We start from the raw sequence: 22,809 nt of genomic DNA on the forward strand, positions 1-22,809 counted from the left end.
ATATAATGAAATCATTAAGTGAAATTGAAACAGTTTCTAAAAGATCGAGTAAGGCCGCAGGGTATTCATGGGGTGTTGCAGAAGAGGTAGCAAAAAATATAAGATTACTTGAGATATTTAGCTTAGCAGGAATCAAAAATTTGAATAGCTTCTTCAAGAAAAAAAAGAAATTAAGGTTAGAAAATATAAGTCTTATAAATCAAGATAATGAAGCCAATAAAAATGAGTATTGTCCAATAATTGCTGGTGTAAATTGTTTAGATCAAATTAGAACTTTAGAAAATTTAAATGAAATAACATTTAAAAAAGTTTCTTATCCATTACTTTTTCTACCATTTATAAGTAGGGCATCTGAGGTAATTGGCAAAAGAATATTTTTAAAGATAGATGATAGAGAGTTTTTACTTAACTTTAATAATAATATTTACTCTAATTATGCAAAAAATGAAATCATTGAATCTGCAGAAAATATTTACTTAAAGATTCTAGAAAATCAAGACTCATTTGAGGAAAAAGAATGGAATGAGCTCTATAAACTTTCTGAAGAAACTTTTGTTGAAGAAAACGAAAGCTTAAAACAAAGTGGTGCTGGTGCTGGATTGACAGACAACGATTAATTATTTGAACTATGTTTATTTAACTTATCAATAATTTTTTTGGATAATTTGCATTTACCAATAGTTGGACCAAAAGCTCTAAAAGTTTTCATATCTTTAATATATTAACTCAATGCTCTTATTATATAAGCAACTTCAGCCCCATTCGTAAAGCAACAAATATGACAAGAACTGATGTTATCAATACCAATATTTTAACTGGAAAAACTTTTAGGTTTAAAAAATTTCCTAATTGACCACCAAAAAAAACTAATATGAATAATGGCCAATAACTGTAAATTTCATTTATTACAGATGTTTTTGTGAAATGACCCACAAGACCAGAGATAGAATTGATTAGTATAAAAAGTGAAGCTACTGTTGCAACATTTTTAGCACTATCCGCTCTTACCAACAGCAATATAGGACTTAAAAATATGCCACCACCAATTCCAACCACTCCAGATATAAATCCAATAAAACCACCAATTAAAATTGAAATTATTTTAGGGATTTGTTTGTAAACCTTTATACTTTGATCAAAACTTTTAAATTTTAATATTAATAAAGTACCTGCCAATGTTAAGACAATAAAAAGTATAATTTCAAAAAATTCTTTATCTATTGATAGGGACCCCCCAATAAACGCCAAAGGTACAGATGACGCTAAATAGGGGGTTAATACTCTAAAGTTAATATTTCCAGCTTTGATATAATTAAAACAATTTCCAGAAACGACAATAATATTGCAAAAAAGAGCAATTACAGGAAATATGAAATATGGAACATCCCATATCAATAGAAGTGCCAGATAAGTTGACCCACCTCCAAATCCAACACTTGCATATAATGTTGCTGTTAGGAAAAATAAAAATGATAATATAAACACAATAATTAATTTAAATTTATGATTGTAAATATAGCACTTTTAACTGTTACAGATACTAGAACTTTAGAAAACGACAAATCGGGATCAATTTTAGTAAAAAAAATTGAAGAGGCCAATCACAAATTAGTGAAAAGAAAAATTTGTAAAGATAACAAAGATGACATTGTTCAAATCCTTAAAGATTGGACTGATCAAGATAATATTGATGTAATTATTACTACTGGTGGTACTGGCTTAACAGGAAGAGACATAACACCAGAGGCAATTAATGAAATTGCTGATAAATATATACCTGGTTTTGGAGAGGTTTTTAGAACTCTTAGTCTTAAAACAGTAGGCACTTCTGCTATTCAGTCTAGAGCTTGTGCCGTGTTAAGTAATGGTAAATATATTTTTGCGCTACCTGGTTCCTCTGGGGGAGTGACTGATGCTTGGGATGGAATTTTAAAACATCAGCTAGATATTAATCATAAACCTTGTAATTTTGTTGAATTGTTTCCAAGACTTAAAGAAAAATGATATATGTAAATTTATATGAATATTTATAATTTTATTAAAAAAAAATATATTCGACTTCAGGGAAGCAGAAATATTTTAAAACTTAATTTTTTTATAGAAAAAAGCTTTAAAGATAAAAAATTAGGAAATATTGGATTTGATTTTTCGCAAAAACCAAAAAGACAATCTATTGTTCAGGAAATAATTAACCTTAAAGGATACAAATCTTATCTAGAAATAGGAACTTTTCACGATGAACTATATCAAGCTGTCAAATGTGAAGCAAAAGTTGGTGTAGATCCTGTTTCAGGAGGAACAATACGAAAAACTAGTGATAGTTTTTTTAAGGAAAATAAAGATAAATTTGATTGTATTTTTATAGATGGTCTTCATTATTATTCGCAAGTAAAAAAGGACATAGAAAACTCTCTTAAGATACTAAACCCTGGTGGGATCATAATGATTCACGACTGTCTTCCAAACAATCATTTTGAGCAAGCTGTTCCCAGATGTCAAATAACATGGAATGGGGATGTTTGGAAAGCCTTAGTAGAATGTAGAACCCAAGAAAACATTGATACATATACATGTTATGCTGATTTTGGTATTGGAGTCATCTTTAATAGAAAAAATAGAGATATTTTAAAAATTCAAGAAAAATCTTTTTTTAAATTAAAATTTGAAGATTTTTTTTATAATCATAAAAAATATATGAATATAATAGAATTTGAAGAACTTATTAAAATTATTTAAAAGCAAAACTATTTTAATATTTTTTTTAACTTACTTATATTCATTGAAGGATTTTTGGAAAGTTTTTTGGTAAAACTTTTTTGGCATATGATTTTTTAACTTTTTTGTTTATCTTTGAGGCAAAATCATAAACGGACTGTGGCTTTCCACCGATATTAATTATGCCTTTTTTGTGTAGAATTTTTATTAGCATATTTGCTACTTCATCATGAAAAATAAAATTTGTATAAAAATCAACAAATGCTTTATCGTGTACAAAAGGTTTTTCTGTCATAGAGAGTCTTAAGATCAGAGAATTTCTATACATTTGAACTGAACACTCGCCACCTAATTTAGACCAGGCATAATTATTTATAGGAAGCAAAGGATCTTCTTCATTATACCCTCCTTTGATACCTGGATAGACATAACAAGTTGAGAAGTAAACTAGCTTTATATTATATTTTTCACATATTTTTGTAACATTAGAAGTACCTATGATATTAAGATTTATACTCATACTAATATTTTTATCATGAACATCCATTGGTCTTGACAATCCAGCAGCATGTATAAAAATTTTTGGTTTTATCTTTTTAATATATTTTTCAATAGATTTTATATTTAGTATATTTAGCTCTTTACTCGTTGGGTAATAAAATTTGTAAGTAGTGTTAATTTTTTTTAAACTTAATGCAAATCTACCTGAGCCACCAGTAAATATAACTTTTTTATTCATATTTATTTTTTTAAAATTTCTTTATTTAAAATACATGCCACACCATTGCCAAAGAAAAAAGATAAATAAATAAGAGATGGCACAAAATATCTATTTGCACCCATCCACCCAAGAATAAAGACTGGATATAAAGCTAGCATTATTATTGAAAAAATAAGAACTTTATTTAAATTTTTCCAAGAAAAGAAAACACCTATCAAAATGACAATATAAAGAATAGCTGTATAGACGATTCTATAAGGGATTTCATTAGTATGAGTTTCACTCTTGTAATAAGCTTTTTCACCTCTAACAGAGTCAAATTTGTGATAATTTTTCACAAAAAAAGGATTTAATACAAGTGTATGTAAATTTTTTTTAATTATAAATTTAGTAGTTTCTATTGGATTTTTAATAATTATATTAAGAGCTGAATATTGAAGATAGTTATAATATTTTAATCTATCATCTTCGTTATTAACAGTCCCAAGATCCCAAAAATCTTTTTTTTCAAAAGAAGCATTTATATTATTTTTTTTTATCCAATTTAATTTTTTTAAATTCATTTCTGATTTAGCTTCAACAATAGACGTTTTTTTACTCATCGATAAAATCTTTGGTGCAATATAAAGGTATAGTGCACTTTTAACACCATCACCCATAAAAAAAATATTATTTGTTCTTTTATAATTGTGGAAAGTGATTGTAGATAAAATAAAAGCAAAACCCAAAAGGCATGAACCAATTATTTTAGGAGATTTTCTTTTAAAGGTTAATAGTTGAAAAAAAATGATTGGTATAAATAAATAAAAACTTTCTTGGCTAATCATATACATTGTGCCCAGAATTATTCCCATCAAAAAATTTGAAGATAGGTTAGGTGATGCAGAGACTAGATATGAAAATAACAGTAGCTGAAAAGTGAAGAATAAAGACTCATTCCAAAATGAAGAGTGAAATTGAAAAATAGTAGGCTCTAGCCCAAGAAACAATACTATAAAAAAACAATTTTTAATTGGTAAAATTTTAATAATTTTATGGGCAAAGTAAGTTAAAGCCAAATAAAATAATAAAGTTTTAAGAATTAAATATAAAAATTTGCCATTGTTAATTTCAAAATTTCTATTTTCATCGTAAATAGGCTCATCTATTATGTAGTAATATAATGCTAAAACTCTTTGTGGTAAAAACTCATCATACTCTTTTCCATATTCAAAAAAATTTTTTTTATTTTTAATATCATTTAAAATCTGTGCTGCCTCACCCCAATGGTTTCCAACAGCACTTTTGAGCATCGGATGGATAAGTTCTTCTGAATTTTCAGCTTTTATAAGTCGATCATATTTTGATAGGTAGTTAAAACTTAGAGAAATAGATGCTAAAAAAGATAAAATTATTAGAATATTAATTGAAAGCTTAGAAAATATCTTATGATTGATCATTTTTAATAAATTATTACATTTACATTATATCATTTATGAAAAAAATATTTATAAATATTTTAAAATAAATTTTAAAAATTGAAATTATGAAAATTACCAAATTTAAATCATACAAAAAAAAAAGTGGAACTTTAGTGCCATTTTCTATTATTAAGGATATGCCATTTAAGGTAAAAAGAATGTTTTTGATTTATGGAAATAAAAGCTTCATGAGAGGTAATCATGCTCATAAAAAATGCTCTCAATTATTAGTTCCAGTGTCAGGTAGAATAGAAGTTTCATTTGAGAATAAACAAAAAAAAGTTACCAAAATTTTGGATCATAAATTTAAAAAGGGACACTTAGTGAAACCAAAGACATGGTGTAAGCTTAAGTTTTTAACAAATAATTCAATACTAATGGTTTTTTGTGATCAAGAGTACCGATTTGATGACTATATAGAAAAATATAAAGATTTTTTAAAAATCATAAAAAAATAGAAATATGAAAATTATTATTACGGGCGCTTGCGGTCATATTGGATCATTCTTAGTAGAAAATCTCTATAAAATTAAAAAAGTAAAGAAAGCGATATTGATTGATAATATGAAAACAAATAAATTTAACTCTCTTTTTAAATTAAAAAAAAAACCCACTTTTAGTTTTTATCAAAAAGATTTATCAATCAAAAATTCATTATCAAATTTTAAGAATATAGATATTATTATTCACTGCGCCTCAATTACTGATGCTGCAAATAGTTTTGGTATTAAAAAATTTATGTATAAAAATAATCTTGGATGCATGAAAACTGTGCTCGATTATTGTATAAAAAATAAAACTAAATTAATTCATATTTCAACAACCAGTGTATATGGTAAACAAGCAAATATTGTTAGTGAAAATGATCATCACCTACTTAATCCCCAATCACCCTATGCAGATATAAAACTAATTGAAGAAAAACTTTTATCAAAAAATACAAATAAAATAAAATTTAATTCATTTAGATTTGGAACTATTGCTGGAGTATCAAAGGGAATGCGATTTCACACAGCAATAAATAAATTTTGTTTAAATGCTGCATTAAATAAAAGTATTACAGTTTATCAAACTGCTTACAATCAATATCGTCCATACCTTTCTCTAAGAGACTCATTTAAAGTTTTTAAATTTTGTATAGAAAATAGTTTCTTCAAAAATGAAACGTTTAATGCTCTATCAGGAAATTTTACTGTTAAACAAATTATTGATAGAATTAAAACATATAAAAAAAATGCAAAAATTCAATATACAAAGTCACCTATTATGAATCAGCTAACTTACCACGTTAGTCCATTAAAACTAAAAAAATCAGGACTAGTTTTAAAAACTGATATTAATAAAGATATTAAAGATACACTAAATTTATTTAAAAATATAAAAAATTATGAAATGTAAAATAACTAATAAAAAAATAGAGCCTTTCATGAGTTTTGGAGATATGCCAATAGCAAATGGTTTTATAAAAAAAGAAGATTTTAAAAGTGAATTTTTTTTCAAAATGGAAGTTGGTTTTTCAGATGAATTATCTTTATTTCAATTAAATGATCATCCTAAACCAGAGTCAATGTTTAATGCTCAATATCCATTTTATACAGGAAGCTCAGAGTATATGAAAAACCATTTCAAAAATTTTTCTGACTTTATTAAAAAAAATTTTTTGACTACAGGCTCTAAAATAATTGAAATTGGTTCAAATGATGGAACGCTATTAAAAAATTTCATTGAAAATAAAAATGACATTTTAGGAGTTGAACCATCTAAAAATGTTGCACAAAAATCAGCCAGCGAAGGTATTCCAACTTTAAATGAATTTTTTAATATAGAAAATGTTTCTAAGTTAAAAAATTTTTTAGGAAAAACTGACGCTATTTTTGCCTCAAACTGCATATGTCATATTCCAGATTTAGACAATCTAATCAAGTCTGTAGATCTTTTATTAAGCAAAAATGGAACTTTTATTTTTGAAGAACCTTATTTAGGATCTATGTTAGAAAAAACCTCTTATGATCAAATTTATGATGAACATATTTATATGTTTTCAGCCTCTTCTATTGATAAGATATTCAGATTATATGACTTTGAGCTTATAAATGTTGTACCTCAAGTAACGCATGGTGGATCTCTAAGGTACATAATTAAAAGAAAAAATATTTCAAAAAAATCAGATAATTTAAAAATATTTCTAGAAAATGAAAGATTAAATAAAATAGATTCACTAGAGTCATGTTTGAATTTCAAAAATAATTGTGAGTCTTCCAAAATAAATATAATTAAAAAATTAAAAAAATTAAAATCTGATGGGAAAAAAATTTGTGGATATGCGGCAACGTCTAAAAGTACAACAGTACTTAACTACTGCAAAATAGACAATACAGTCATTGATTTTATTTGTGATACAACACCAGAGAAAATTGGAAAATACAGCCCTGGGATGCATATACCAATTGTTAATATGGACCATTTTCACAATAATTTACCTGATGCAACTTATCTTTTTGGTTGGAATCATAAAGATGAAATTCTTAAAAAAGAAAATATGTTTTTAGGGGAGTGGTTTTCCCATGTTAATCTATAAAAATTTATTAAATGATTAAATTTTGGTCATATCAAACTGAATATAAGAATACTAGAAAACGATTGTTAAAATCGATAGATTCAACAATAAAAAAAGGAGCTATTTTTTTTGGCAAACAACTTAAAAGTTTTGAAAAGAATTTTATTAGAGAAAATAATGGAAGTTACGGAGCTGCCGTTGGTAGTGGAACAGACGCTTTAATTATAGCTCTTAAAGTTTTTAATATTAGTAGAGGTGATGAGGTTATTACTGTTTCAAATACAGCAATTCCAACAGTTTCTGCAATAACTAATGTTGGTGCAAGAGCTAGATTTGTAGATATAGGTGACGATTATTTAATTGATGTAAGTAAAATTGAAAAGTTAATCAATAAAAGAACTAAAGCAATAATACCAGTTCATTTGTACGGCCAATCTTGCGACATGGATAAGATAAATAAGATTGCAAAAAAATATAATCTTAAAGTTATTGAAGATTGTGCGCAAGCTCAAGGTGCAAAATATAAAGGAAAATTTGTTGGAACATTAGGAGATGCAGGATGTTTTTCATTTTATCCAACTAAGATTTTAGGCGCTTATGGTGATGGTGGTTTTGTATTAATTAAAGAATTAAATTTTTATAAAAAAATAAAAAGATTAAGATTTTATGGTATCGAAACAATAGACAAAAAAAATAGATTTTTTAATAATTATTATGCAAATGAAAATGGAATAAATTCAAGATTGGATGAGATTCAAGCAACAATTTTAAATATCAAGTTAAAGAATACAAGTAATGATATAAAAAAAAGAAAAAACATAGCAAAATTTTATATCAATCATTTAAAAGAAACATCTTTAATTCTTCCTAATGAAACTAAGAATAGAAGTCATGTTTATCATTTATTTACTATTTATCATCCAAAAGGAAATGAAATTATAAAAAAAATGATGTCAAAAAAAATTCAATTAAGAAAAATCTATCCTTTTCCTGTTCATTTAATGAAAGCCTATAAAAAAATTGTAAAAGATAATAATAAATCACTGAAAAATACCATCCTTAAGTCCAAAGGTATATTTTGCTTACCTCTCTACCCAAATTTAAAAATAAGTGAAATGAATAAAATTGTTAATACTTTAAATAAAATCCTTTATAATAATAAGTGGTAATAATAACTATTCTTTAATTAATTTTTCACTATATATTGTCTCTTTAAAAATTAAATATTATGAAAGAAGTAATTATTATTGGCGGTGGTATTTCAGGTCTAAGTGTTGCTTGGAGGTTAATCAATAAAGGCTTTAAAGTAAAAATAATTGAGGCAGATGACAGAGTTGGAGGATTGGCAAAATCAATTAAAATAGATAATTATTATTTTGATATCGGGCCACACTCATTTTTTAGTGAAGACAAAGAAGTTTTTGAGTCAGTAATGAGTCTTTTTAAAGGTGAGGAAAGCGCAATGCCTTTTTCGAAGAGAACTGTAAAAATGTGGTTTCGTAACAGATATGTAGATTACCCTTTATCTGCAAAAAGTGTTTTATTTCAAATGGGAATACTTTCTCCATTTTTAAGTTTTCTAAGTTTTGCAAAATCCTATATTAAAAATATATTTGTTAAAGAAGATAAAAATAAACCGTTAACGATTGAAGATTGGGCAATTAATAATTTTGGTAAATATCTTTTTTTAAATTTTTTTAAACCATATACGGAGCAGTTTTGGAAAATACCCACAAGTGAATTATCTCATAGAGTTATTCCATCTAGTAGAAAGATGGATTTTGCTAAAACTTTAAAACATTTATTAATAAGTAAATATTTAGAACTATCTAAGAGAGAACCGGGAAAACTATCATTAGTTCAGAGAGATAGTCTTCCAAGTTATTATCCCAAAAAAGGGTTTGGTGAAATAGGTGAGCGAATAGCTAAAAAGATAAAAGAAAATAATATGGAAATTTATTTTAATGAAGAAGTTAAAGAAATAGAGGTTAATGATAAAAAATTATTTACTATCAAAACCGAAAATAAATCATTTAAGTCTGATTATTTGATTTCTACAATTCCAATTAATACAATTTTTCCAAAATTTAATCCAAAACCAGAGTCACAAATATTAAACGACTCGTCAAAATTAGAATATCTATCGTTAATTCTTGTTTATTTAATTACTAAGAAAAAAAATGTTATTAACTGCCAATACTGTTATTATATAGATAGACCTTATAATCGAATATCTGAAATGAATAATTTTAGTAATGAGTCATCTCCATCTAATGAGAATATTTTGAGTGTAGAAATTTCATGTTTGAAAGGCTCAGAGTTATGGAATTTATCAAAAGATGAAATTTATGAATTATGTATAACATCAATTGAAAAAGATAAGATAATAAAAAAAGAGGACATTGAGGATTTTAAGGTTATCAAAGTACCAAGTGTTTATCCAATATATAGAAAAGATTATGAAAAATATTTAAACAAAACAAATGAATATTTTTCAAAAATAAAAAAATTTTCTTCTATCGGAAGGCAAGGACAGTTCTATTATGGGGACATTGATCAAATGGTAAGACTCGGATTTGATGCTGCTGATAAAATTGTAAATAGTAATCTAAAAGACAATTAGTAAATCTGTTTTAAATAATATGAGTAGAAACTGGATAAGTTAGCAAAAAAACTTAAACCACTTTCCAAAAAAGTAAAAGTAATTGATTTTCCATTTACAATAAATGTTAATAGAAAACATATATTAATTAAATTTTACTACAAAATAAATCAATTATTATTTTTGGTATTTTTCTTTCCACTCAGGGTAAGGCATTCCATAAACATGTTCTCGTGCTTCAGAATCAGATATTTCAATTCCTTTTTTTCCAGCTTCTTCGCGGTACCATTTTGATAAACAGTTTCTACAAAAACCAGCAAGGTTCATAATATCTATATTTTGTACATCTTTTCGCTCGTTTAAATGTTTAAGTAATCTTTCAAATGTAGCAGACTGTAATTCTTCTTTTATATTTTTATTCATAGTCAAATTATTAGACACATTTCAATTAAGCACAAGATGTAGGGTATATACAATCTTAAGTAGAAAGATTTATATTTTATAAATAGAAGTTATTATTTTTTTTTGTTTAAATATACTTATGGCTATTAAAAAAAAGATGGCTGGTAAAAGAAAAAAAACAGTCAAAAAGTCAAAACCTAAGATTAATAAAAAATCTAAAATTATCAAAAAGGTTAAAATGGGTGTGACTAAAAAGAAGTTACACAAACCAATCAAAAAAAATAAGCTTAAAAATATAAATAAAAGAGAGAGGAAAAAAATGAGTACAGAAACAGTAAAAAGTGGACGATCTCCATTACTAGATACGTCTCACTTAAAAGTAAAATTTCCATTTAAAGAAAAATATGGAAATTTTATAGGAGGAAAATTTGTTGAACCAAAGTCAGGTAAATATTTTGACAACGTAAGTCCAATCAATAATGAGGTTATATGTTCTGTTCCAAGATCAGATGCAAAAGATGTTGATTTTGCTTTGGATGCTGCACACGCTGCATTTCCTACTTGGGGGGTTACGTCAATAACTGAAAGATCAAACATGCTGCTTAAAATAGCTGATGTTATTGAAAAGAACTTAGAACTATTAGCTACGGCTGAATGTTTAGATAATGGAAAACCAATTAGGGAATGTATGGCAGCTGATTTACCATTAGTTGTTGATCATTGGAGATATTTTGCTGGAGTAATTAGAGCAGAAGAAGGTTCTGTTTCAGAGATAAGTAATAGTGAATATTCTTATCACATACCTGAACCACTTGGTGTAGTTGGACAGATTATACCATGGAACTTTCCATTATTAATGGCAACATGGAAACTTGCACCAGCACTTGCTGCAGGTAACTGTGTAGTTTTAAAACCAGCTGAGCAAACACCAGCATCTATCTTACTATTAATGGAGCTTATTGGAGACTTATTACCCCCAGGAGTTGTTAATGTTGTAAGTGGTTTTGGTCTTGAAGCAGGTAAACCATTAGCTTCATCTAAAAGAATCAGAAAGATTGCTTTTACTGGTGAAACAACAACTGGACGTTTGATCATGCAATATGCATCACAAAACTTAATTCCAATAACTTTAGAATTAGGTGGAAAATCTCCAAATGTTTTCTTTGAGGATGTCATGGACCAAGATGATGATTTCTTTGATAAATGTCTTGAAGGTTTTGCGATGTTTACTCTTAATCAGGGTGAAGTTTGTACTTGTCCTAGCAGGGTATTAATCCAAGAATCTATCTATGATAAATTCATGGAAAGAGCTATTGCTAGAACAAAAGCTGTTAAGCAAGACAATCCGTTAAAAATGGAAACTATGATTGGTGCTCAGGTATCATTAGAGCAAATGGAAAAAATAAAATCTTACTTAGATTTAGGTAAAAAAGAAGGTGCCAAAGTTCTATGTGGTGGTGAGGTTGCTAACTTAAACAGTGGTCTGGAAAAAGGAAATTACATCCAACCTACTATTTTTGAAGGTAATAACTCTATGAGAGTTTTCCAGGAAGAAATTTTTGGACCAGTAGTATCTGTTACTAAATTTAAAGATGAGGCTCATGCATTAGAAATTGCCAATGATACTCTTTATGGTTTAGGAGCAGGTGTTTGGACTAGAAACGGAAATGTTGCTTATAGAATGGGAAGAGGAATCCAAGCAGGTAGAGTTTGGACTAACTGTTACCATGCCTACCCAGCTCATGCTGCTTTTGGCGGTTACAAACAATCTGGAATCGGCAGAGAAACACATAAAATGATGCTTAATCATTATAGACAGGTGAAAAATTTACACGTGTCTTACAGTGAGAAAAAATTAGGCTTCTTTTAAGGGATATATTATAGTGGTCTGTATTAAACTACAGGCCATATAACTATGAAAGTTTCAGCAACACCTTCAGCATTAGAATTAATAGAAGATCTTAAAAAAGATCATGGTAAAGAATTACTCTTTCATCAATCTGGTGGATGTTGTGATGGTAGTGCTCCAATGTGTTACCCAGTTAAAGAATTTCTTGTAAGTGATGACGATGTTTTAATTGGAAAAATTGGTGGTATTCCTTTTTATATCAGTGAAACTCAACATGAAGCATGGAAAAATACAGATTTAATTATTGATTGTATTCAAGGTATGGGTGGAATGTTTTCACTAGATAATGGAACTGGAAGAAGATTTTTAACAAGATCAGAGATTTGTGTTCCAGAAAAAAATACAATTAATTAAACTTCATTTTAATTCTAAGAACGAGTAAAATTACTATAACTGTAAGGTAAATTAAGGGTTCAATTGTAACTACTTTAACTAACCACAAGTAGTGAGTAATTCCTAGTAAAGAAATTATATAAATAAGTTTGTGTAGTTTTTTCCACTTATCTTTTAAAATTCTAATCATTCGTTTAGATGAAGTAAGAGCAAGTGGCACTAATAAAAGCCAAGCTAAAAATCCAGCAAATATAAACTTTTTTTTAACAATATCATCACCGATACTAGACCAATCAAAGCGATAATCTATTCCCACATATGTCATCATGTGTGCTGATGCATAAAAAAAAACAAACAAACCAAACATTCTCCTATAGCTAATCCAAAAATTAAATTTAGTTAATTTTTGTAGAGGTGTCATTGCAAGTGTAATTATAATAAAACGAAGTGTCCAATTACCAGTCACATGTGTAATTTCTTTTACAGGCTCGGGACCTAATTGGTTAAAGATAATTTGATAAAAAATAATAAGTATTGGTAGTAAGGATAAAAAAAAAATTGTTACTTTTATGTATTTTTTTATATGCATCAAAGTAATTTTATATTTTAAAAATTTTTCTTTAAATCCATACCTGAATATAAATTTGCAACTTCATCACCATATCCATTAAACATTTCAGTTTCAATTCTAGGTGATAATATGCCTTCACCTATTATACGCTCTGTAGCCTGGGACCATCTTGGATGGGATACATTTGGATTAACATTTGAATAAAACCCATATTCATTTGGGGATGATCTCATCCAAGATGATGTTGGCATCTTTTTAACTAATTTTATTTTTACAATTGCTTTTGCACTTTTAAAACCATATTTCCATGGCAGAAAAATTCTTAATGGAGCACCATTTTGATTTGGTAAAGGTTTTCTATATAAACCAGTTACTACTGTTGCTAGAGGATGCATAGCCTCATCAATTCGTAAGCCTTCTCTGTAAGGCCAATTTAAAACTGGATATCTTTGACCTTTCATTTGTTCAGGGTCATAAACACTTTCAAATTCAACAAATTTTGCACTATTTCTAATAGATACTTTATTAAGTAGTTTACTAAGAGAAAATCCCATCCAAGGAATAACCATAGACCAACCCTCAACGCATCTTAGTTTATAGATTCTTTCTTCAGAGGGTAACAAAGAAATTATTTCTTCAGCTGAAAGTGTGATTGGACTATCTACTTCACCTTCAATAGTCACATTCCACGGTTTAGTTTTAAATTCTTTTGAGTTTTTAAAAGGATCTCTTTTGCCAGTTCCAAATTCATAATAGTTGTTATAAGTAGTAATATCCTGGTAAGTCGTCAAATCTGTTTTATTTTGAGAATAAGCTTTACCAAAAAATGGAAAAGTACTTAACGATATTGAGCCAACACCTAACCCAATAGATTTAATAAATTTTCTTCTTTTATTATATATTTGCTCTGGGGTTATTTCTGAATATTTATATTTTTTCATTTTGAATAGGATTACCTTTTAACCACTCACTTTTTTCATTTTTATAGTGTTCTTTTTTCCATATAGGAGATCTTTTTTTAATTTCTTCAATTATATAACGAGATAATATGTAAGCTTGATCTCTATGTTTGCAAGCAACCGCTATAATAATACTAATTTCTCCAAGTCCAACAAAACCTTTAATATGCTCAATAAAAACTGCTTTACTTGTAATTTTAAGTTTTTCAGAAGTTTCGTTATAAATTTCTTCAAAGCTTTTTAATACAAGATCATCATGAGTATCGTAAGTCATTCCTACAACTTCTTTATCTTCATTGATATTTCTAACAGTGCCATTAAAAATAATTGACGCTCCAAATGATGAAGATTTTACAAATGCTTCAGCTTCAGAAGTTTTTATTTTGTTTTTTTTAATATCTATTATTTTTGTATGTAGCATCAACCACCACCTATAGGAGGTATAATTCCAATTTTTTGATCTTTTATAATTTTGAAATTATCATTAATAATTTGATTATCTTCCGAGCAAAAAGCAGAAGTTTTTACAATTTTTATAAAATCTTCATTACCTTTAAAATTTTTATTTAAGTAATTGATTATTTCTTTTCTAAAATCTTTGATTTCGAGCTGTCCATTTATATTAAATTCTAAGTAATTTTTAGCACTAAAGTCTCTACTTGCACCAAATAGTTCAAGCTTGATTTTCATGATTAAAAAATATTATCTAAGAATTTAGGTAAACCATCTGGATTTGTCCATAAACCACTTTTTCCACCTTCTTTAATTAATAATTTAACATTATCAATTCTAAGATGTGGATTTATAATTTTGCTTAAATCATAAATAGTTATTAGTGCTGCGTTAACACCCATAATAGCTTCCATTTCAACTCCAGTTTTTGCAACAGCAGAAACAACACAAAAAACCTCTAATGAATTATCTTCGTCATGCATAATAATTTTAGTTGCAGTGTGATCTATTGGAAGTGGATGGCACAGTGGTATTAATTCACTTGTTTTTTTAACTCCCAGAACTGCTGACACTTCAGCTAAAGTAATAGGGTCACCTTTAGGCATTTCTTTATTTTTAATTAAACCAAACACTTCTTTACCAACATAAATCTTGCCAGATGCTAAAGCTCTTCTAAAAGTTTCTTTTTTTGAAGATACATCAACCATATTAAAAGAATTTTTTTTAAAAATTTCCTTAGCCCAATCTTTTAATTCTTCTTGATTTATTACTTTTAAATTTTTCATTATCCCCCAGTGCTCGATAAGTTTGGAGTAACACCTGTCTCTCCTATCTCTAAATGGTGTGATTCTTTTTTGAGATGTAATTGTTTAATTATTAAATCCACAAGTTCATCTTTTTGATTATCGTTTTGCAAAAGATGACGAATACTAATTCCTGTATTTCCAAATAAACAAAGTCTCAAATCACCTCTAGAAGTAATTCTTAATCTGTTACATGTTTCGCAGAAACCTTTAGAGTAGGGTGCAATCAATCCAAATTTCCCATCATACTCAGGATGAATATAATTTAATGAAGGGCCAGCATCCTTACCATAAGTCTGATATACCCATTCATTTTCTTCTAAATAATCTTTAAATATTTTTGAAGATACGTGATTTTTTTTAAAAAAATTAAGGTTATCTCCTGTTTGCATTAACTCTATAAACCTGAAATCAATCTTGTTGTTTTTAATAAAGTTTCCAAATTTTTCAAACTCCTCATAGGTGTCATTAATACCTTTAAGCAAAACAGCATTGACCTTTATGTTTTTGAAATTTAAATTTTGTAAAATCTTTATTCCTTCTAAAATTTGCAAAAGTCTATCATGACCCGTTAATTTCTTAAAAGTATCTCTATTTAAACTGTCAATACTGATATTAATTCCATCTAGACCTGACTCATTTAATCGTTCAGCGATTTTATCTAATTGATAGCCATTTGTAGTCATTGTTATTTTTGAAATATTTGAATTCTGTTTCATATTTTTAAGAATATCAAAAAAATCTTTTCTTACTGTTGGTTCTCCACCAGTTAATCTTATTTTACAAACACCTAATTCTGATAAAGCTTTTGTTAATCTTGATATTTCTTCACCTGTCATAAAGCTTCTGGTATCCCCAGGTATTTTTTTATAACCTTCAGGTAAACAATATGTACATTTATAATTACACACGTCCGTAATAGACATTCTTATGTAGGGAAATTTTCTTCCAAAAGTATCAGTTAGTGTTTTCATATGATTCTTATTATATTATATTATTATAATAATATATGAGTAAAATTATCAATAATAATGAAATAGAACAATTTAAAAAAGATGGTGCCGTTCTAATTAAAGGTAAATTTCATAACGCATGGATTGAAAAGTTAAAAATAGGAATAAAAAAAGGTAAAGAAAATCCAAGCCCAAGATTTGTTAATCATACAAAAGACAAAAATTTACCTGGATATTATGAAGATTTTTGGACTTGGGATTTACATGAAGAATTTAAAGATTTTGTTTTTAATTCACCAACACCAAAAATCGCAGCAGAACTTTTAAGGGCTAAAAAAGTTAATTTAGTAATGGATAATTGGTTTTTTAGAGAAGCAGGATCAAAATCATCACCCCCATTTCATCATGACATTTCTTATTTTGATTTTGAAGGTTCAATGTGTGTTTTATGGATACCGCTTGAGTCAGTTAAAAAAGAAGATGGTATTGCTTGGATTAAAGGTTCACATTTATGGGATAAACTATTTCTAAGAACTAGATTTAATGATGGCCACCATGTTGATGGTAAAGCCGGAATTGTTAATGGAAAAAAGTATGAATTAACTCCAAACATATTAGAAAATAAAGATGATTATGAATTTTTACAATGGGATTTAGAAGTTGGTGACTGTATTTATTTTGACATTAGAACTCTGCATGGAGGATTAAATGCTGTTACACCTAAAAAAGATGTTCATAGATACACATTGAGAATGGCAAAAGAAAATTCTAAAATTATTTATAGAGGAGGTTGGGCTAGAGAAGAAAGAACTATTATGGAAAATAATGGTTATAAAAATGGTGATGACTTATCTGGTAAAATGTTTCCAACTTTATTTGAAGCTAGTTAACCTCCAACTGCCGTCAGCTGGAAGTTAGTAAGAATAATTAACCAGCAGGCTTGTAACCAGCCATAGCTTTAGCGGCAAGCTCAGCTGCTTTGTTCATATTCATCTCTTCAAGAATAACCATATTTTCAACTGTTCCACTAGCTTCCACAGCTAATTTTATACCAGCAAAATTTTCATAAGGCATATCTCCTGATGTGACAGCAACAAAATCATAAGGACCTCTCGTAATATAAAAAGATTCAAATGTTCCACCCACTGCTTCAGTTAATGCTTTTACTGCGGTTGATCTATCTTGCTTAGGGTCCTTCATAAAACCTTGGAAGGCCTTTGCTGTATAATTGCCCATGACAATATATTTTTTCATAATTTTCTCCTTTATTAATTTGTAAGATTTAAGCATATTTGTTAAAAATTTGAATAATTATTTTTTAAAATCAACTCAAGGTTTAGCAAATTATGTACGAAAAATTTGGACAATTTATCGATGGCAATTGGTCACCCTCTTCTAATAAGGAAACTTATGAAGTTATCAATCCTGCAACAGAAGAAGTTCTAGGTCATGCATCAAAAGCAACACCTGTAGATGTTGAACGTGCATTAAAGTCAGCTGAAAAAGGACTACAAGTTTGGAAAAAAACTCCACCATGGCAAAGAGCTTATACTCTTAGAAAAATTGCAGATAAGATGAGAGAAAAACAAGATATACTTGCTAAATGGATGACATTAGAAGTTGGAAAACCTCTGGCTGAAGGAAAAGGAGAGGTAGCCGGTGCAGCAGATATTTTTGAATGGAATTCTGAAGAAACAAAAAGAATTTATGGACAAACAGTTGAAAGTAGATTTGAAGATACAAGAGTACATGTTTATTACCAACCAGTTGGAGTTGTAGCTGGATTATCACCATGGAATTTTCCATTAGTTTTGTCTGCTAGGAAAATTTCAACTGCACTTGCAGCTGGCTGTTCCGTTATTATTAAACCTGATGTTATAACTCCTGGTGTTGTAATGGAGATGGTTGATATTTGTAAGGAGTGCGGTGTACCAGCAGGTGTAGTAAACTTATTATCAGGTGATCCTCCAAGTATAGCATCTCAATTAATTGATTCAGATATAGTAAAAAAAATTTCAATTACAGGTTCTTCAAGAGTAGGAAAATTAATATTAAAACAAGCTGCTGATAAAGTTCAAAGAGTAACTATGGAATTGTCTGGTCATTCACCTTTTATTGTATTTGATGATGCAGATATTAAAAAAGCGGCTGATATGGCAATAGCTGCAAAATTTAGAAATAATGGACAAGTTTGCATATCCCCTAATAGATTTTATATTCAAGAATCTAAAAAAGATGAATTTGTAGATTTATTTATAGAAAAAACTAAAAAACTAAAAATTGGCAACGGAATGGACCCCGATACCCAATTAGGTCCTTTAACCACTAAAAAAAGATTAGATGAGATTGAAGAGTTAGTTGAAAAAACCAAACAAGAGGGTGCTAATGTTTTATTAGGTGGAAAAAGACCAGCTGGTTTTAATAAAGGTTTTTTTTATGAGCCAACAATATTTGATAATGTAAAAGATGATTATACAATTATGAAACAAGAACCGTTTGGACCATTGGTGCCAATGCTATCTTTCAAATCTTTTGACGAAGTAATTGAAAGAGCAAATAATCATGAGTTAGGATTATGCAGTTATGTTTGTACTAATTCAATGGAAACAGCCTACCTGGCGTCAGAACAATTAGAAACAGGGTCTGTTGCTGTTAATACAGGAGTTGTTGCAATTGCAGAAGCTCCATTTGGTGGAATTAAGCAAAGTGGTTATGGTAGAGAAGGTGGGTCAATGGCTATTAAAGACTATCTAAATGTTAAATATACCCACATGGGGATTAAAGGTTAATTTAGTGAAATTATTAAGGTTAGGTGATACTGGTAAAGAAATTCCAGCAGCTATAGATAAAAATGGTAAATTTAGAAATCTTTCATCTCATATTAAAGATTTCAATCCAGAAACAATTAATTTTGAAAATCTTAAAAAGTTAAAAAAAATTGACTTAGAAAAATTAGAAGAAATAGATCAAAATAACAGAATTGGATCATGTATTACCAAGCCAGGGAATTTTTTTGCAATAGGATTAAATTATACAGATCATGCAAAAGAAACTGGTGCAGAGCCACCAAAAAGCCCAGTTCTTTTTAACAAGTCAGTACATTGTATTGTAGGACCCAATGATAACGTTATAATACCCAAAGGTTCAGAAAAACTAGATCATGAAGTAGAGATTGCATTTATAGTTGGTAAAAAAGCTAAAAGAATTAAAGAAAAAGATGCCCAAGATTATATTTTTGGATACTGTATTTGCAATGACATTAGTGAACGTGATTGGCAAAAAAATAAAGGTGGGCAGTGGGTAAAAGGTAAATCAGGTGACACATTTGGACCACTAGGACCTTATTTAGTTACTAGCGATGAAATTAAAGATATTCAAAATCTTAATTTATCTTTAGATGTAAACGGCAAAAGACATCAAACAGGGAATACAAATCAAATGATTTTTAATTTTAATTTCATTATTGCTCACATCACAAGTTTTATTACTTTAATGCCAGGAGATATCGTCACAACTGGTACACCACCAGGAGTAGGTCTTGGAATGACACCACCAGTTTTTTTAAAAGATGGTGATAAAATGGAACTATCAGTAGATAATCTAGGAACTCAAACAATTCAATTAATAGATGAATAATTTAATATGATAGAATTATTAATTGCATTTGGAGCAGGATTGATAAGTTTTTTATCTCCATGCGTTTTACCATTAATACCTGGATATATTTCTTTTGTCTCAGGTGCATCCTTAAGTGAATTATTAGAAAGAAAAAAGATAAACCTAACACCCTTAATATTATTTTCTTTAGGTTTTTCTTTTGTTTTTATTATTTTTGGAGCAGCTGCTTCTTACTTGGGTCAAATTCTTTTACAAAATTCTCAAACTCTAAGAATAGTTGCAGGTTTGGTTATAATAATTTTTTCACTACAATTAATTGGATTTTTAAATATAGGTTTTTTAAACTTTGAAAAAAAAATATACACACAAAAAAACAATAATATTTGGTTTTCTTTTGTAGTTGGAATGGCATTTGGTTTTGGTTGGACACCATGCATAGGACCTATTTTAGGATCTATCTTAGCATTAGCATCTACTGAAGAAACGATATTTCAAGCTGTAACTTTATTAACTTTTTACTCATTGGGTTTAGCTATACCATTTGTATTATCTGGATATCTGATGCAAAAATTTTTAATTTTTTCTAAAAATTTCAGAAAGAATATTAATTTAGTCTCTAAAATTGGTGGATTTATTTTGCTAATTACTGGAGTCTTGATTTTAACTAATCAATTACAGGTTCTTGGGTATTATATTTTAAATATCTTTCCATTTATGCAAAATTTCGGGTAATTAGTATTCTATGAAAATTTATCAAATTGATTCTAGTGCTAGAAAAAAAGGCTCAACATCTAGAGCTTTAGCAAAAAAATTATTGGATAAAATTAAGAAACCTGAAGATGAGGTAGTTTATAGAGACTTAGATGATGAAATGCTTTTTGTGTCAGGCTTAACAGAGTCTGGAATGAAAATACCTGAAAGCGAAAGAACCGAACAACATAAAAAGATGTTTGAGCTATCAGATAAGCTTGTATTAGAACTTAAAGAAAGTGACGTTATAATTATTTCTGTTCCAATTTATAATTTTGGACCACCAGCCACTTTAAAAGCATGGTCTGATTTGGCTGCTAGAGTTAAAGAAACCTTTAAATATAATGAAGACGGAAGTAGAGTTGGTTTACTTCAAGATAAACAAGTTTACCTTGTTATTACATCTGGTGGGACCAAGATTAATAGCAAAGAAGATTTTTTAACACCTTGGTTAATTCATGTTTTAAATTTTTTTGGAATAAAAAAAATTGATATAATAGCTGCTGATCAAATGGCTTTAGATTATGAAAAATCTATAAAAGAAGCAGAAGAACAAATTAACAAAATATCATGAAAAGTTTAGTAAGTTCAAAAGAGTATAAATTATACGCTAATTTTTTAAACAAATTAGCAAAAGAATTAACAACTTATTATTATTTTAAACTTAATAAGACTTTTAAAGTTTCAAATAAACTTAAAGGTAAAGGATACGATCCAGTAACCACATCCGATAAAGCTTTTGAGAAATTTATTAGATCTAAATTAAAAAAGAAATTTCCAGATCACCAAGTAATTGGAGAAGAATTCGGTCATAAAAAATCTAAAAGTGATTTTACTTGGGTCATTGATCCAATTGATGGAACAAGATCTTTTGTAATTGGTAACCCAACTTGGAGCAATTTGATATCATTAAATTATAAAGGTAATCCAATTTTAGGATTAGCAAATTTTCCAGTACTTAAAAAATATTATTTAAATTATTCAGATAAAGTTGCTTACGTATTTCAGAGTGGAAAAAGAAAAAAAATTTCTGTAAATAAAAAAGCTACATTTAAAAGTGTCAAAGTGTCAGCTGCATTTCATGGTTGGTTATCTCTTGATAAACAAAAAAAAATCCCTCAAATTTTGAAATTAATGCAGTTCCCTTGTAGCGATGCTTTAAGTTACTCTCATTTAGCAGAGGGTAGAGTTGATATTGTGATACAATGTTCAAATAAAATTTGGGATATTCATCCGTTGATACCAATAGTCAAAGCTGCTGGAGGAAATATTTCTACATGGGATAATAGAGATGCAATTAATGCTGGAAATATTTTAGTATCATCGAATAAAACTATTCATAATAAGTTTTTAAAATTATTAAAGCCTGTTTCAAAATAAATGCATAACAAAGCTCAAGAAATATTAGATTTTTGGTTTAAAGATACATCATCAAAAAAAAGATTTCAAAAACATAAAGATTTTGATCAATTGATTAAAGACAGATTTTTAAAAGATTATGAGCTTGCTAGTGCTAATGAATATGATGATTGGCAAGATATCGCTCTAGGCTGCTTAGCTTTAGTTATTCTTTTTGACCAGTTTTCAAGAAATATGTTTAGAGGTGACAAGAAGGCTTTTGAACAAGATCATAAATCAAGATTAATTGTTAATGATGCAGTCTATGCTGGTTTTTTAGATAAGATGAACGAAAGCCAAAGGTTTTTTATGATTTTGCCTTTAATTCATAGTGAAGAGATAACTGATCATGAAATGGCTTATTATTTGTTAGATAAATATTTAAAAGATCATCCAGGTATCGTTGATATTCGCAAGTTTTGGAAAGATCACACTAAAGCAATAAGAAAGTTTCATAGGTACCCTCATAGAAATAAGATAATTGGCAGGCAATCAACTCCAGAAGAAATTCAGTTTTTAAGTGAGCCAAATTCTTCTTGGTAAAGCATAGCTACATAGCGAAATTAACATGTTGCAATAATTATTTTTTGTTTTAAAAGTTCCTT

Annotated in this window: 28 protein-coding genes; 17 read left to right on the plus strand and 11 right to left on the minus strand. The window is 28.2% G+C overall.

The window, feature by feature from the left end:
• The first annotated feature begins 5 nt into the window (after positions 1 to 5).
• Positions 6 to 617, plus strand: coding sequence for a DUF3726 domain-containing protein (locus ABXT56_RS01780; protein ID WP_415300717.1), 612 nt, complete (start codon positions 6 to 8; stop codon positions 615 to 617).
• Between the two features lie 121 nt (positions 618 to 738).
• On the opposite strand, the gene ABXT56_RS01785 is transcribed toward ABXT56_RS01780, so the two are convergent.
• On the minus strand, positions 739 to 1,485 hold the full coding sequence (locus ABXT56_RS01785) for a sulfite exporter TauE/SafE family protein (protein WP_415300719.1): 747 nt from the start codon (positions 1,483 to 1,485) through the stop codon (positions 739 to 741).
• Between the two features lie 18 nt (positions 1,486 to 1,503).
• On the opposite strand from ABXT56_RS01785, the gene ABXT56_RS01790 reads away from it, so the two are divergent.
• Both ABXT56_RS01790 and ABXT56_RS01795 read left to right on the plus strand, forming a co-directional pair.
• A complete protein-coding gene (locus ABXT56_RS01790; protein ID WP_415300720.1) occupies positions 1,504 to 2,004 on the plus strand; it encodes a molybdenum cofactor synthesis domain-containing protein in 501 nt (166 codons plus the stop codon).
• Between the two features lie 15 nt (positions 2,005 to 2,019).
• A complete protein-coding gene (locus ABXT56_RS01795; RefSeq protein WP_415300722.1) occupies positions 2,020 to 2,736 on the plus strand; it encodes a class I SAM-dependent methyltransferase in 717 nt (238 codons plus the stop codon).
• A gap of 40 nt (positions 2,737 to 2,776) precedes the next feature.
• On the opposite strand, the gene ABXT56_RS01800 is transcribed toward ABXT56_RS01795, so the two are convergent.
• Together ABXT56_RS01800 and ABXT56_RS01805 are read right to left on the minus strand one after the other, a co-directional pair.
• Positions 2,777 to 3,454, minus strand: a complete 678-nt coding sequence (locus ABXT56_RS01800) for a sugar nucleotide-binding protein (protein ID WP_415300724.1) — start codon at positions 3,452 to 3,454, stop codon at positions 2,777 to 2,779.
• 2 nt (positions 3,455 to 3,456) lie between these two features.
• Entirely contained in the window at positions 3,457 to 4,875 is a 1,419-nt protein-coding gene (locus ABXT56_RS01805; RefSeq protein ID WP_415300726.1) for a hypothetical protein, read from the minus strand.
• Between the two features lie 86 nt (positions 4,876 to 4,961).
• Here ABXT56_RS01805 and ABXT56_RS01810 point away from each other — a divergent pair, with 86 nt between their 5' ends.
• The 5 genes from ABXT56_RS01810 to ABXT56_RS01830 are packed head-to-tail and all read left to right on the plus strand — an operon-like array spanning position 4,962 to position 10,076.
• A complete protein-coding gene (locus ABXT56_RS01810) occupies positions 4,962 to 5,354 on the plus strand; it encodes a sugar 3,4-ketoisomerase (protein WP_415300728.1) in 393 nt (130 codons plus the stop codon).
• A 4-nt stretch (positions 5,355 to 5,358) separates the two neighbouring features.
• The gene (locus ABXT56_RS01815) at positions 5,359 to 6,294 is read left to right on the plus strand and encodes an SDR family oxidoreductase (protein ID WP_415300730.1); all 936 of its coding nucleotides are present in this window, start codon (positions 5,359 to 5,361) and stop codon (positions 6,292 to 6,294) included.
• A complete protein-coding gene (locus ABXT56_RS01820) occupies positions 6,284 to 7,474 on the plus strand; it encodes a class I SAM-dependent methyltransferase (RefSeq protein WP_415300732.1) in 1,191 nt (396 codons plus the stop codon). The genes ABXT56_RS01815 and ABXT56_RS01820 overlap by 11 nt, the downstream gene beginning before the upstream one ends.
• Before the next feature lie 11 nt (positions 7,475 to 7,485).
• Positions 7,486 to 8,622, plus strand: coding sequence for a DegT/DnrJ/EryC1/StrS family aminotransferase (locus tag ABXT56_RS01825; protein ID WP_415300733.1), 1,137 nt, complete (start codon positions 7,486 to 7,488; stop codon positions 8,620 to 8,622).
• A 59-nt stretch (positions 8,623 to 8,681) separates the two neighbouring features.
• Positions 8,682 to 10,076 carry an FAD-dependent oxidoreductase gene (locus tag ABXT56_RS01830; protein ID WP_415300735.1) on the plus strand — a complete coding sequence of 465 codons (1,395 nt, stop codon included), beginning with the start codon at positions 8,682 to 8,684 and terminating at the stop codon, positions 10,074 to 10,076.
• A 156-nt stretch (positions 10,077 to 10,232) separates the two neighbouring features.
• On the opposite strand, the gene ABXT56_RS01835 is transcribed toward ABXT56_RS01830, so the two are convergent.
• The gene (locus tag ABXT56_RS01835; protein ID WP_415300736.1) at positions 10,233 to 10,478 is read right to left on the minus strand and encodes a DUF1244 domain-containing protein; all 246 of its coding nucleotides are present in this window, start codon (positions 10,476 to 10,478) and stop codon (positions 10,233 to 10,235) included.
• Positions 10,479 to 10,776: 298 nt separating this feature from the next.
• Between ABXT56_RS01835 and adh the strand changes: the two genes are divergently transcribed.
• Entirely contained in the window at positions 10,777 to 12,327 is a 1,551-nt protein-coding gene (gene adh / locus ABXT56_RS01840) for an aldehyde dehydrogenase (RefSeq protein WP_415301367.1), read from the plus strand.
• Between the two features lie 45 nt (positions 12,328 to 12,372).
• Positions 12,373 to 12,720 carry a DUF779 domain-containing protein gene (locus ABXT56_RS01845; RefSeq protein ID WP_415300737.1) on the plus strand — a complete coding sequence of 116 codons (348 nt, stop codon included), beginning with the start codon at positions 12,373 to 12,375 and terminating at the stop codon, positions 12,718 to 12,720.
• On the opposite strand, the gene ABXT56_RS01850 is transcribed toward ABXT56_RS01845, so the two are convergent.
• From ABXT56_RS01850 to moaA, 6 genes are read right to left on the minus strand one after another with little or no spacing between them, the layout of a single operon-like run.
• On the minus strand, positions 12,713 to 13,288 hold the full coding sequence (locus ABXT56_RS01850; protein ID WP_415300739.1) for a sulfite oxidase heme-binding subunit YedZ: 576 nt from the start codon (positions 13,286 to 13,288) through the stop codon (positions 12,713 to 12,715). The genes ABXT56_RS01845 and ABXT56_RS01850 overlap by 8 nt on opposite strands.
• Positions 13,289 to 13,305: 17 nt before the next feature.
• Positions 13,306 to 14,211: a protein-methionine-sulfoxide reductase catalytic subunit MsrP gene (gene msrP / locus ABXT56_RS01855; RefSeq protein WP_415300740.1), complete on the minus strand. Its 906-nt coding sequence runs from the start codon at positions 14,209 to 14,211 to the stop codon at positions 13,306 to 13,308.
• Entirely contained in the window at positions 14,198 to 14,650 is a 453-nt protein-coding gene (locus ABXT56_RS01860; protein WP_415300742.1) for a molybdopterin synthase catalytic subunit, read from the minus strand. Before ABXT56_RS01860 ends, msrP begins: the two co-directional genes overlap by 14 nt.
• Positions 14,650 to 14,919, minus strand: coding sequence for a molybdopterin biosynthesis protein MoeD (locus ABXT56_RS01865; protein WP_415300744.1), 270 nt, complete (start codon positions 14,917 to 14,919; stop codon positions 14,650 to 14,652). Before ABXT56_RS01865 ends, ABXT56_RS01860 begins: the two co-directional genes overlap by 1 nt.
• Positions 14,920 to 14,921: 2 nt before the next feature.
• Positions 14,922 to 15,467, minus strand: coding sequence for a cyclic pyranopterin monophosphate synthase MoaC (gene moaC, locus ABXT56_RS01870; protein WP_415300746.1), 546 nt, complete (start codon positions 15,465 to 15,467; stop codon positions 14,922 to 14,924).
• On the minus strand, positions 15,467 to 16,459 hold the full coding sequence (moaA, locus tag ABXT56_RS01875) for a GTP 3',8-cyclase MoaA (protein ID WP_415300748.1): 993 nt from the start codon (positions 16,457 to 16,459) through the stop codon (positions 15,467 to 15,469). The genes moaC and moaA overlap by 1 nt, the downstream gene beginning before the upstream one ends.
• Before the next feature lie 35 nt (positions 16,460 to 16,494).
• Between moaA and ABXT56_RS01880 the strand changes: the two genes are divergently transcribed.
• Entirely contained in the window at positions 16,495 to 17,328 is an 834-nt protein-coding gene (locus ABXT56_RS01880; RefSeq protein ID WP_415300750.1) for a phytanoyl-CoA dioxygenase family protein, read from the plus strand.
• A gap of 37 nt (positions 17,329 to 17,365) precedes the next feature.
• Here ABXT56_RS01880 and ABXT56_RS01885 read toward each other — a convergent pair whose 3' ends face one another.
• Complete coding sequence (locus tag ABXT56_RS01885; RefSeq protein WP_415300752.1) at positions 17,366 to 17,692, minus strand: GYD domain-containing protein; 327 nt, start codon at positions 17,690 to 17,692, stop codon at positions 17,366 to 17,368.
• Positions 17,693 to 17,784: 92 nt separating this feature from the next.
• On the opposite strand from ABXT56_RS01885, the gene ABXT56_RS01890 reads away from it, so the two are divergent.
• Genes ABXT56_RS01890 through ABXT56_RS01915 form a run of 6 tightly spaced genes read left to right on the plus strand, consistent with a single transcriptional unit; the run spans position 17,785 to position 22,747 of the window.
• Positions 17,785 to 19,227: an NAD-dependent succinate-semialdehyde dehydrogenase gene (locus ABXT56_RS01890; protein ID WP_415300754.1), complete on the plus strand. Its 1,443-nt coding sequence runs from the start codon at positions 17,785 to 17,787 to the stop codon at positions 19,225 to 19,227.
• A 4-nt stretch (positions 19,228 to 19,231) separates the two neighbouring features.
• Positions 19,232 to 20,074: a fumarylacetoacetate hydrolase family protein gene (locus ABXT56_RS01895; RefSeq protein ID WP_415301369.1), complete on the plus strand. Its 843-nt coding sequence runs from the start codon at positions 19,232 to 19,234 to the stop codon at positions 20,072 to 20,074.
• A 6-nt stretch (positions 20,075 to 20,080) separates the two neighbouring features.
• Entirely contained in the window at positions 20,081 to 20,788 is a 708-nt protein-coding gene (locus tag ABXT56_RS01900) for a cytochrome c biogenesis CcdA family protein (RefSeq protein WP_415300755.1), read from the plus strand.
• Between the two features lie 10 nt (positions 20,789 to 20,798).
• Positions 20,799 to 21,380 (plus strand): FMN-dependent NADH-azoreductase, encoded by a 582-nt coding sequence (locus tag ABXT56_RS01905; RefSeq protein ID WP_415300757.1) that lies wholly within the window; start codon positions 20,799 to 20,801, stop codon positions 21,378 to 21,380.
• Positions 21,377 to 22,186 (plus strand): inositol monophosphatase family protein, encoded by an 810-nt coding sequence (locus tag ABXT56_RS01910; protein ID WP_415300759.1) that lies wholly within the window; start codon positions 21,377 to 21,379, stop codon positions 22,184 to 22,186. The genes ABXT56_RS01905 and ABXT56_RS01910 overlap by 4 nt, the downstream gene beginning before the upstream one ends.
• Positions 22,187 to 22,747, plus strand: coding sequence for a DUF924 family protein (locus tag ABXT56_RS01915; protein WP_415300761.1), 561 nt, complete (start codon positions 22,187 to 22,189; stop codon positions 22,745 to 22,747).
• The last annotated feature ends 62 nt before the right edge of the window (positions 22,748 to 22,809 follow it).

Source organism: Candidatus Pelagibacter sp. Uisw_134_02 (genome assembly GCF_047720265.1).
GTDB lineage: Bacteria > Pseudomonadota > Alphaproteobacteria > Pelagibacterales > Pelagibacteraceae > Pelagibacter.

Coding starts and splice junctions, on each gene's coding strand:
- ABXT56_RS01910 (WP_415300759.1), top strand. CDS start 21,377: ATGAAAAGTTTAGTAAGTTCAAAAGAGTATAAATTATACGCTAATTTT.
- moaA (WP_415300748.1), bottom strand. CDS start 16,459: ATGAAAACACTAACTGATACTTTTGGAAGAAAATTTCCCTACATAAGA.
- ABXT56_RS01790 (WP_415300720.1), top strand. CDS start 1,504: ATGATTGTAAATATAGCACTTTTAACTGTTACAGATACTAGAACTTTA.
- ABXT56_RS01915 (WP_415300761.1), top strand. CDS start 22,187: ATGCATAACAAAGCTCAAGAAATATTAGATTTTTGGTTTAAAGATACA.
- msrP (WP_415300740.1), bottom strand. CDS start 14,211: ATGAAAAAATATAAATATTCAGAAATAACCCCAGAGCAAATATATAAT.
- ABXT56_RS01900 (WP_415300755.1), top strand. CDS start 20,081: ATGATAGAATTATTAATTGCATTTGGAGCAGGATTGATAAGTTTTTTA.
- moaC (WP_415300746.1), bottom strand. CDS start 15,467: ATGAAAAATTTAAAAGTAATAAATCAAGAAGAATTAAAAGATTGGGCT.
- ABXT56_RS01825 (WP_415300733.1), top strand. CDS start 7,486: ATGATTAAATTTTGGTCATATCAAACTGAATATAAGAATACTAGAAAA.
- adh (WP_415301367.1), top strand. CDS start 10,777: ATGAGTACAGAAACAGTAAAAAGTGGACGATCTCCATTACTAGATACG.
- ABXT56_RS01820 (WP_415300732.1), top strand. CDS start 6,284: ATGAAATGTAAAATAACTAATAAAAAAATAGAGCCTTTCATGAGTTTT.
- ABXT56_RS01890 (WP_415300754.1), top strand. CDS start 17,785: ATGTACGAAAAATTTGGACAATTTATCGATGGCAATTGGTCACCCTCT.
- ABXT56_RS01860 (WP_415300742.1), bottom strand. CDS start 14,650: ATGCTACATACAAAAATAATAGATATTAAAAAAAACAAAATAAAAACT.
- ABXT56_RS01830 (WP_415300735.1), top strand. CDS start 8,682: ATGAAAGAAGTAATTATTATTGGCGGTGGTATTTCAGGTCTAAGTGTT.
- ABXT56_RS01795 (WP_415300722.1), top strand. CDS start 2,020: ATGAATATTTATAATTTTATTAAAAAAAAATATATTCGACTTCAGGGA.
- ABXT56_RS01815 (WP_415300730.1), top strand. CDS start 5,359: ATGAAAATTATTATTACGGGCGCTTGCGGTCATATTGGATCATTCTTA.
- ABXT56_RS01905 (WP_415300757.1), top strand. CDS start 20,799: ATGAAAATTTATCAAATTGATTCTAGTGCTAGAAAAAAAGGCTCAACA.
- ABXT56_RS01805 (WP_415300726.1), bottom strand. CDS start 4,875: ATGATCAATCATAAGATATTTTCTAAGCTTTCAATTAATATTCTAATA.
- ABXT56_RS01810 (WP_415300728.1), top strand. CDS start 4,962: ATGAAAATTACCAAATTTAAATCATACAAAAAAAAAAGTGGAACTTTA.
- ABXT56_RS01850 (WP_415300739.1), bottom strand. CDS start 13,288: ATGCATATAAAAAAATACATAAAAGTAACAATTTTTTTTTTATCCTTA.
- ABXT56_RS01835 (WP_415300736.1), bottom strand. CDS start 10,478: ATGAATAAAAATATAAAAGAAGAATTACAGTCTGCTACATTTGAAAGA.
- ABXT56_RS01800 (WP_415300724.1), bottom strand. CDS start 3,454: ATGAATAAAAAAGTTATATTTACTGGTGGCTCAGGTAGATTTGCATTA.
- ABXT56_RS01865 (WP_415300744.1), bottom strand. CDS start 14,919: ATGAAAATCAAGCTTGAACTATTTGGTGCAAGTAGAGACTTTAGTGCT.
- ABXT56_RS01780 (WP_415300717.1), top strand. CDS start 6: ATGAAATCATTAAGTGAAATTGAAACAGTTTCTAAAAGATCGAGTAAG.
- ABXT56_RS01880 (WP_415300750.1), top strand. CDS start 16,495: ATGAGTAAAATTATCAATAATAATGAAATAGAACAATTTAAAAAAGAT.
- ABXT56_RS01885 (WP_415300752.1), bottom strand. CDS start 17,692: ATGAAAAAATATATTGTCATGGGCAATTATACAGCAAAGGCCTTCCAA.
- ABXT56_RS01845 (WP_415300737.1), top strand. CDS start 12,373: ATGAAAGTTTCAGCAACACCTTCAGCATTAGAATTAATAGAAGATCTT.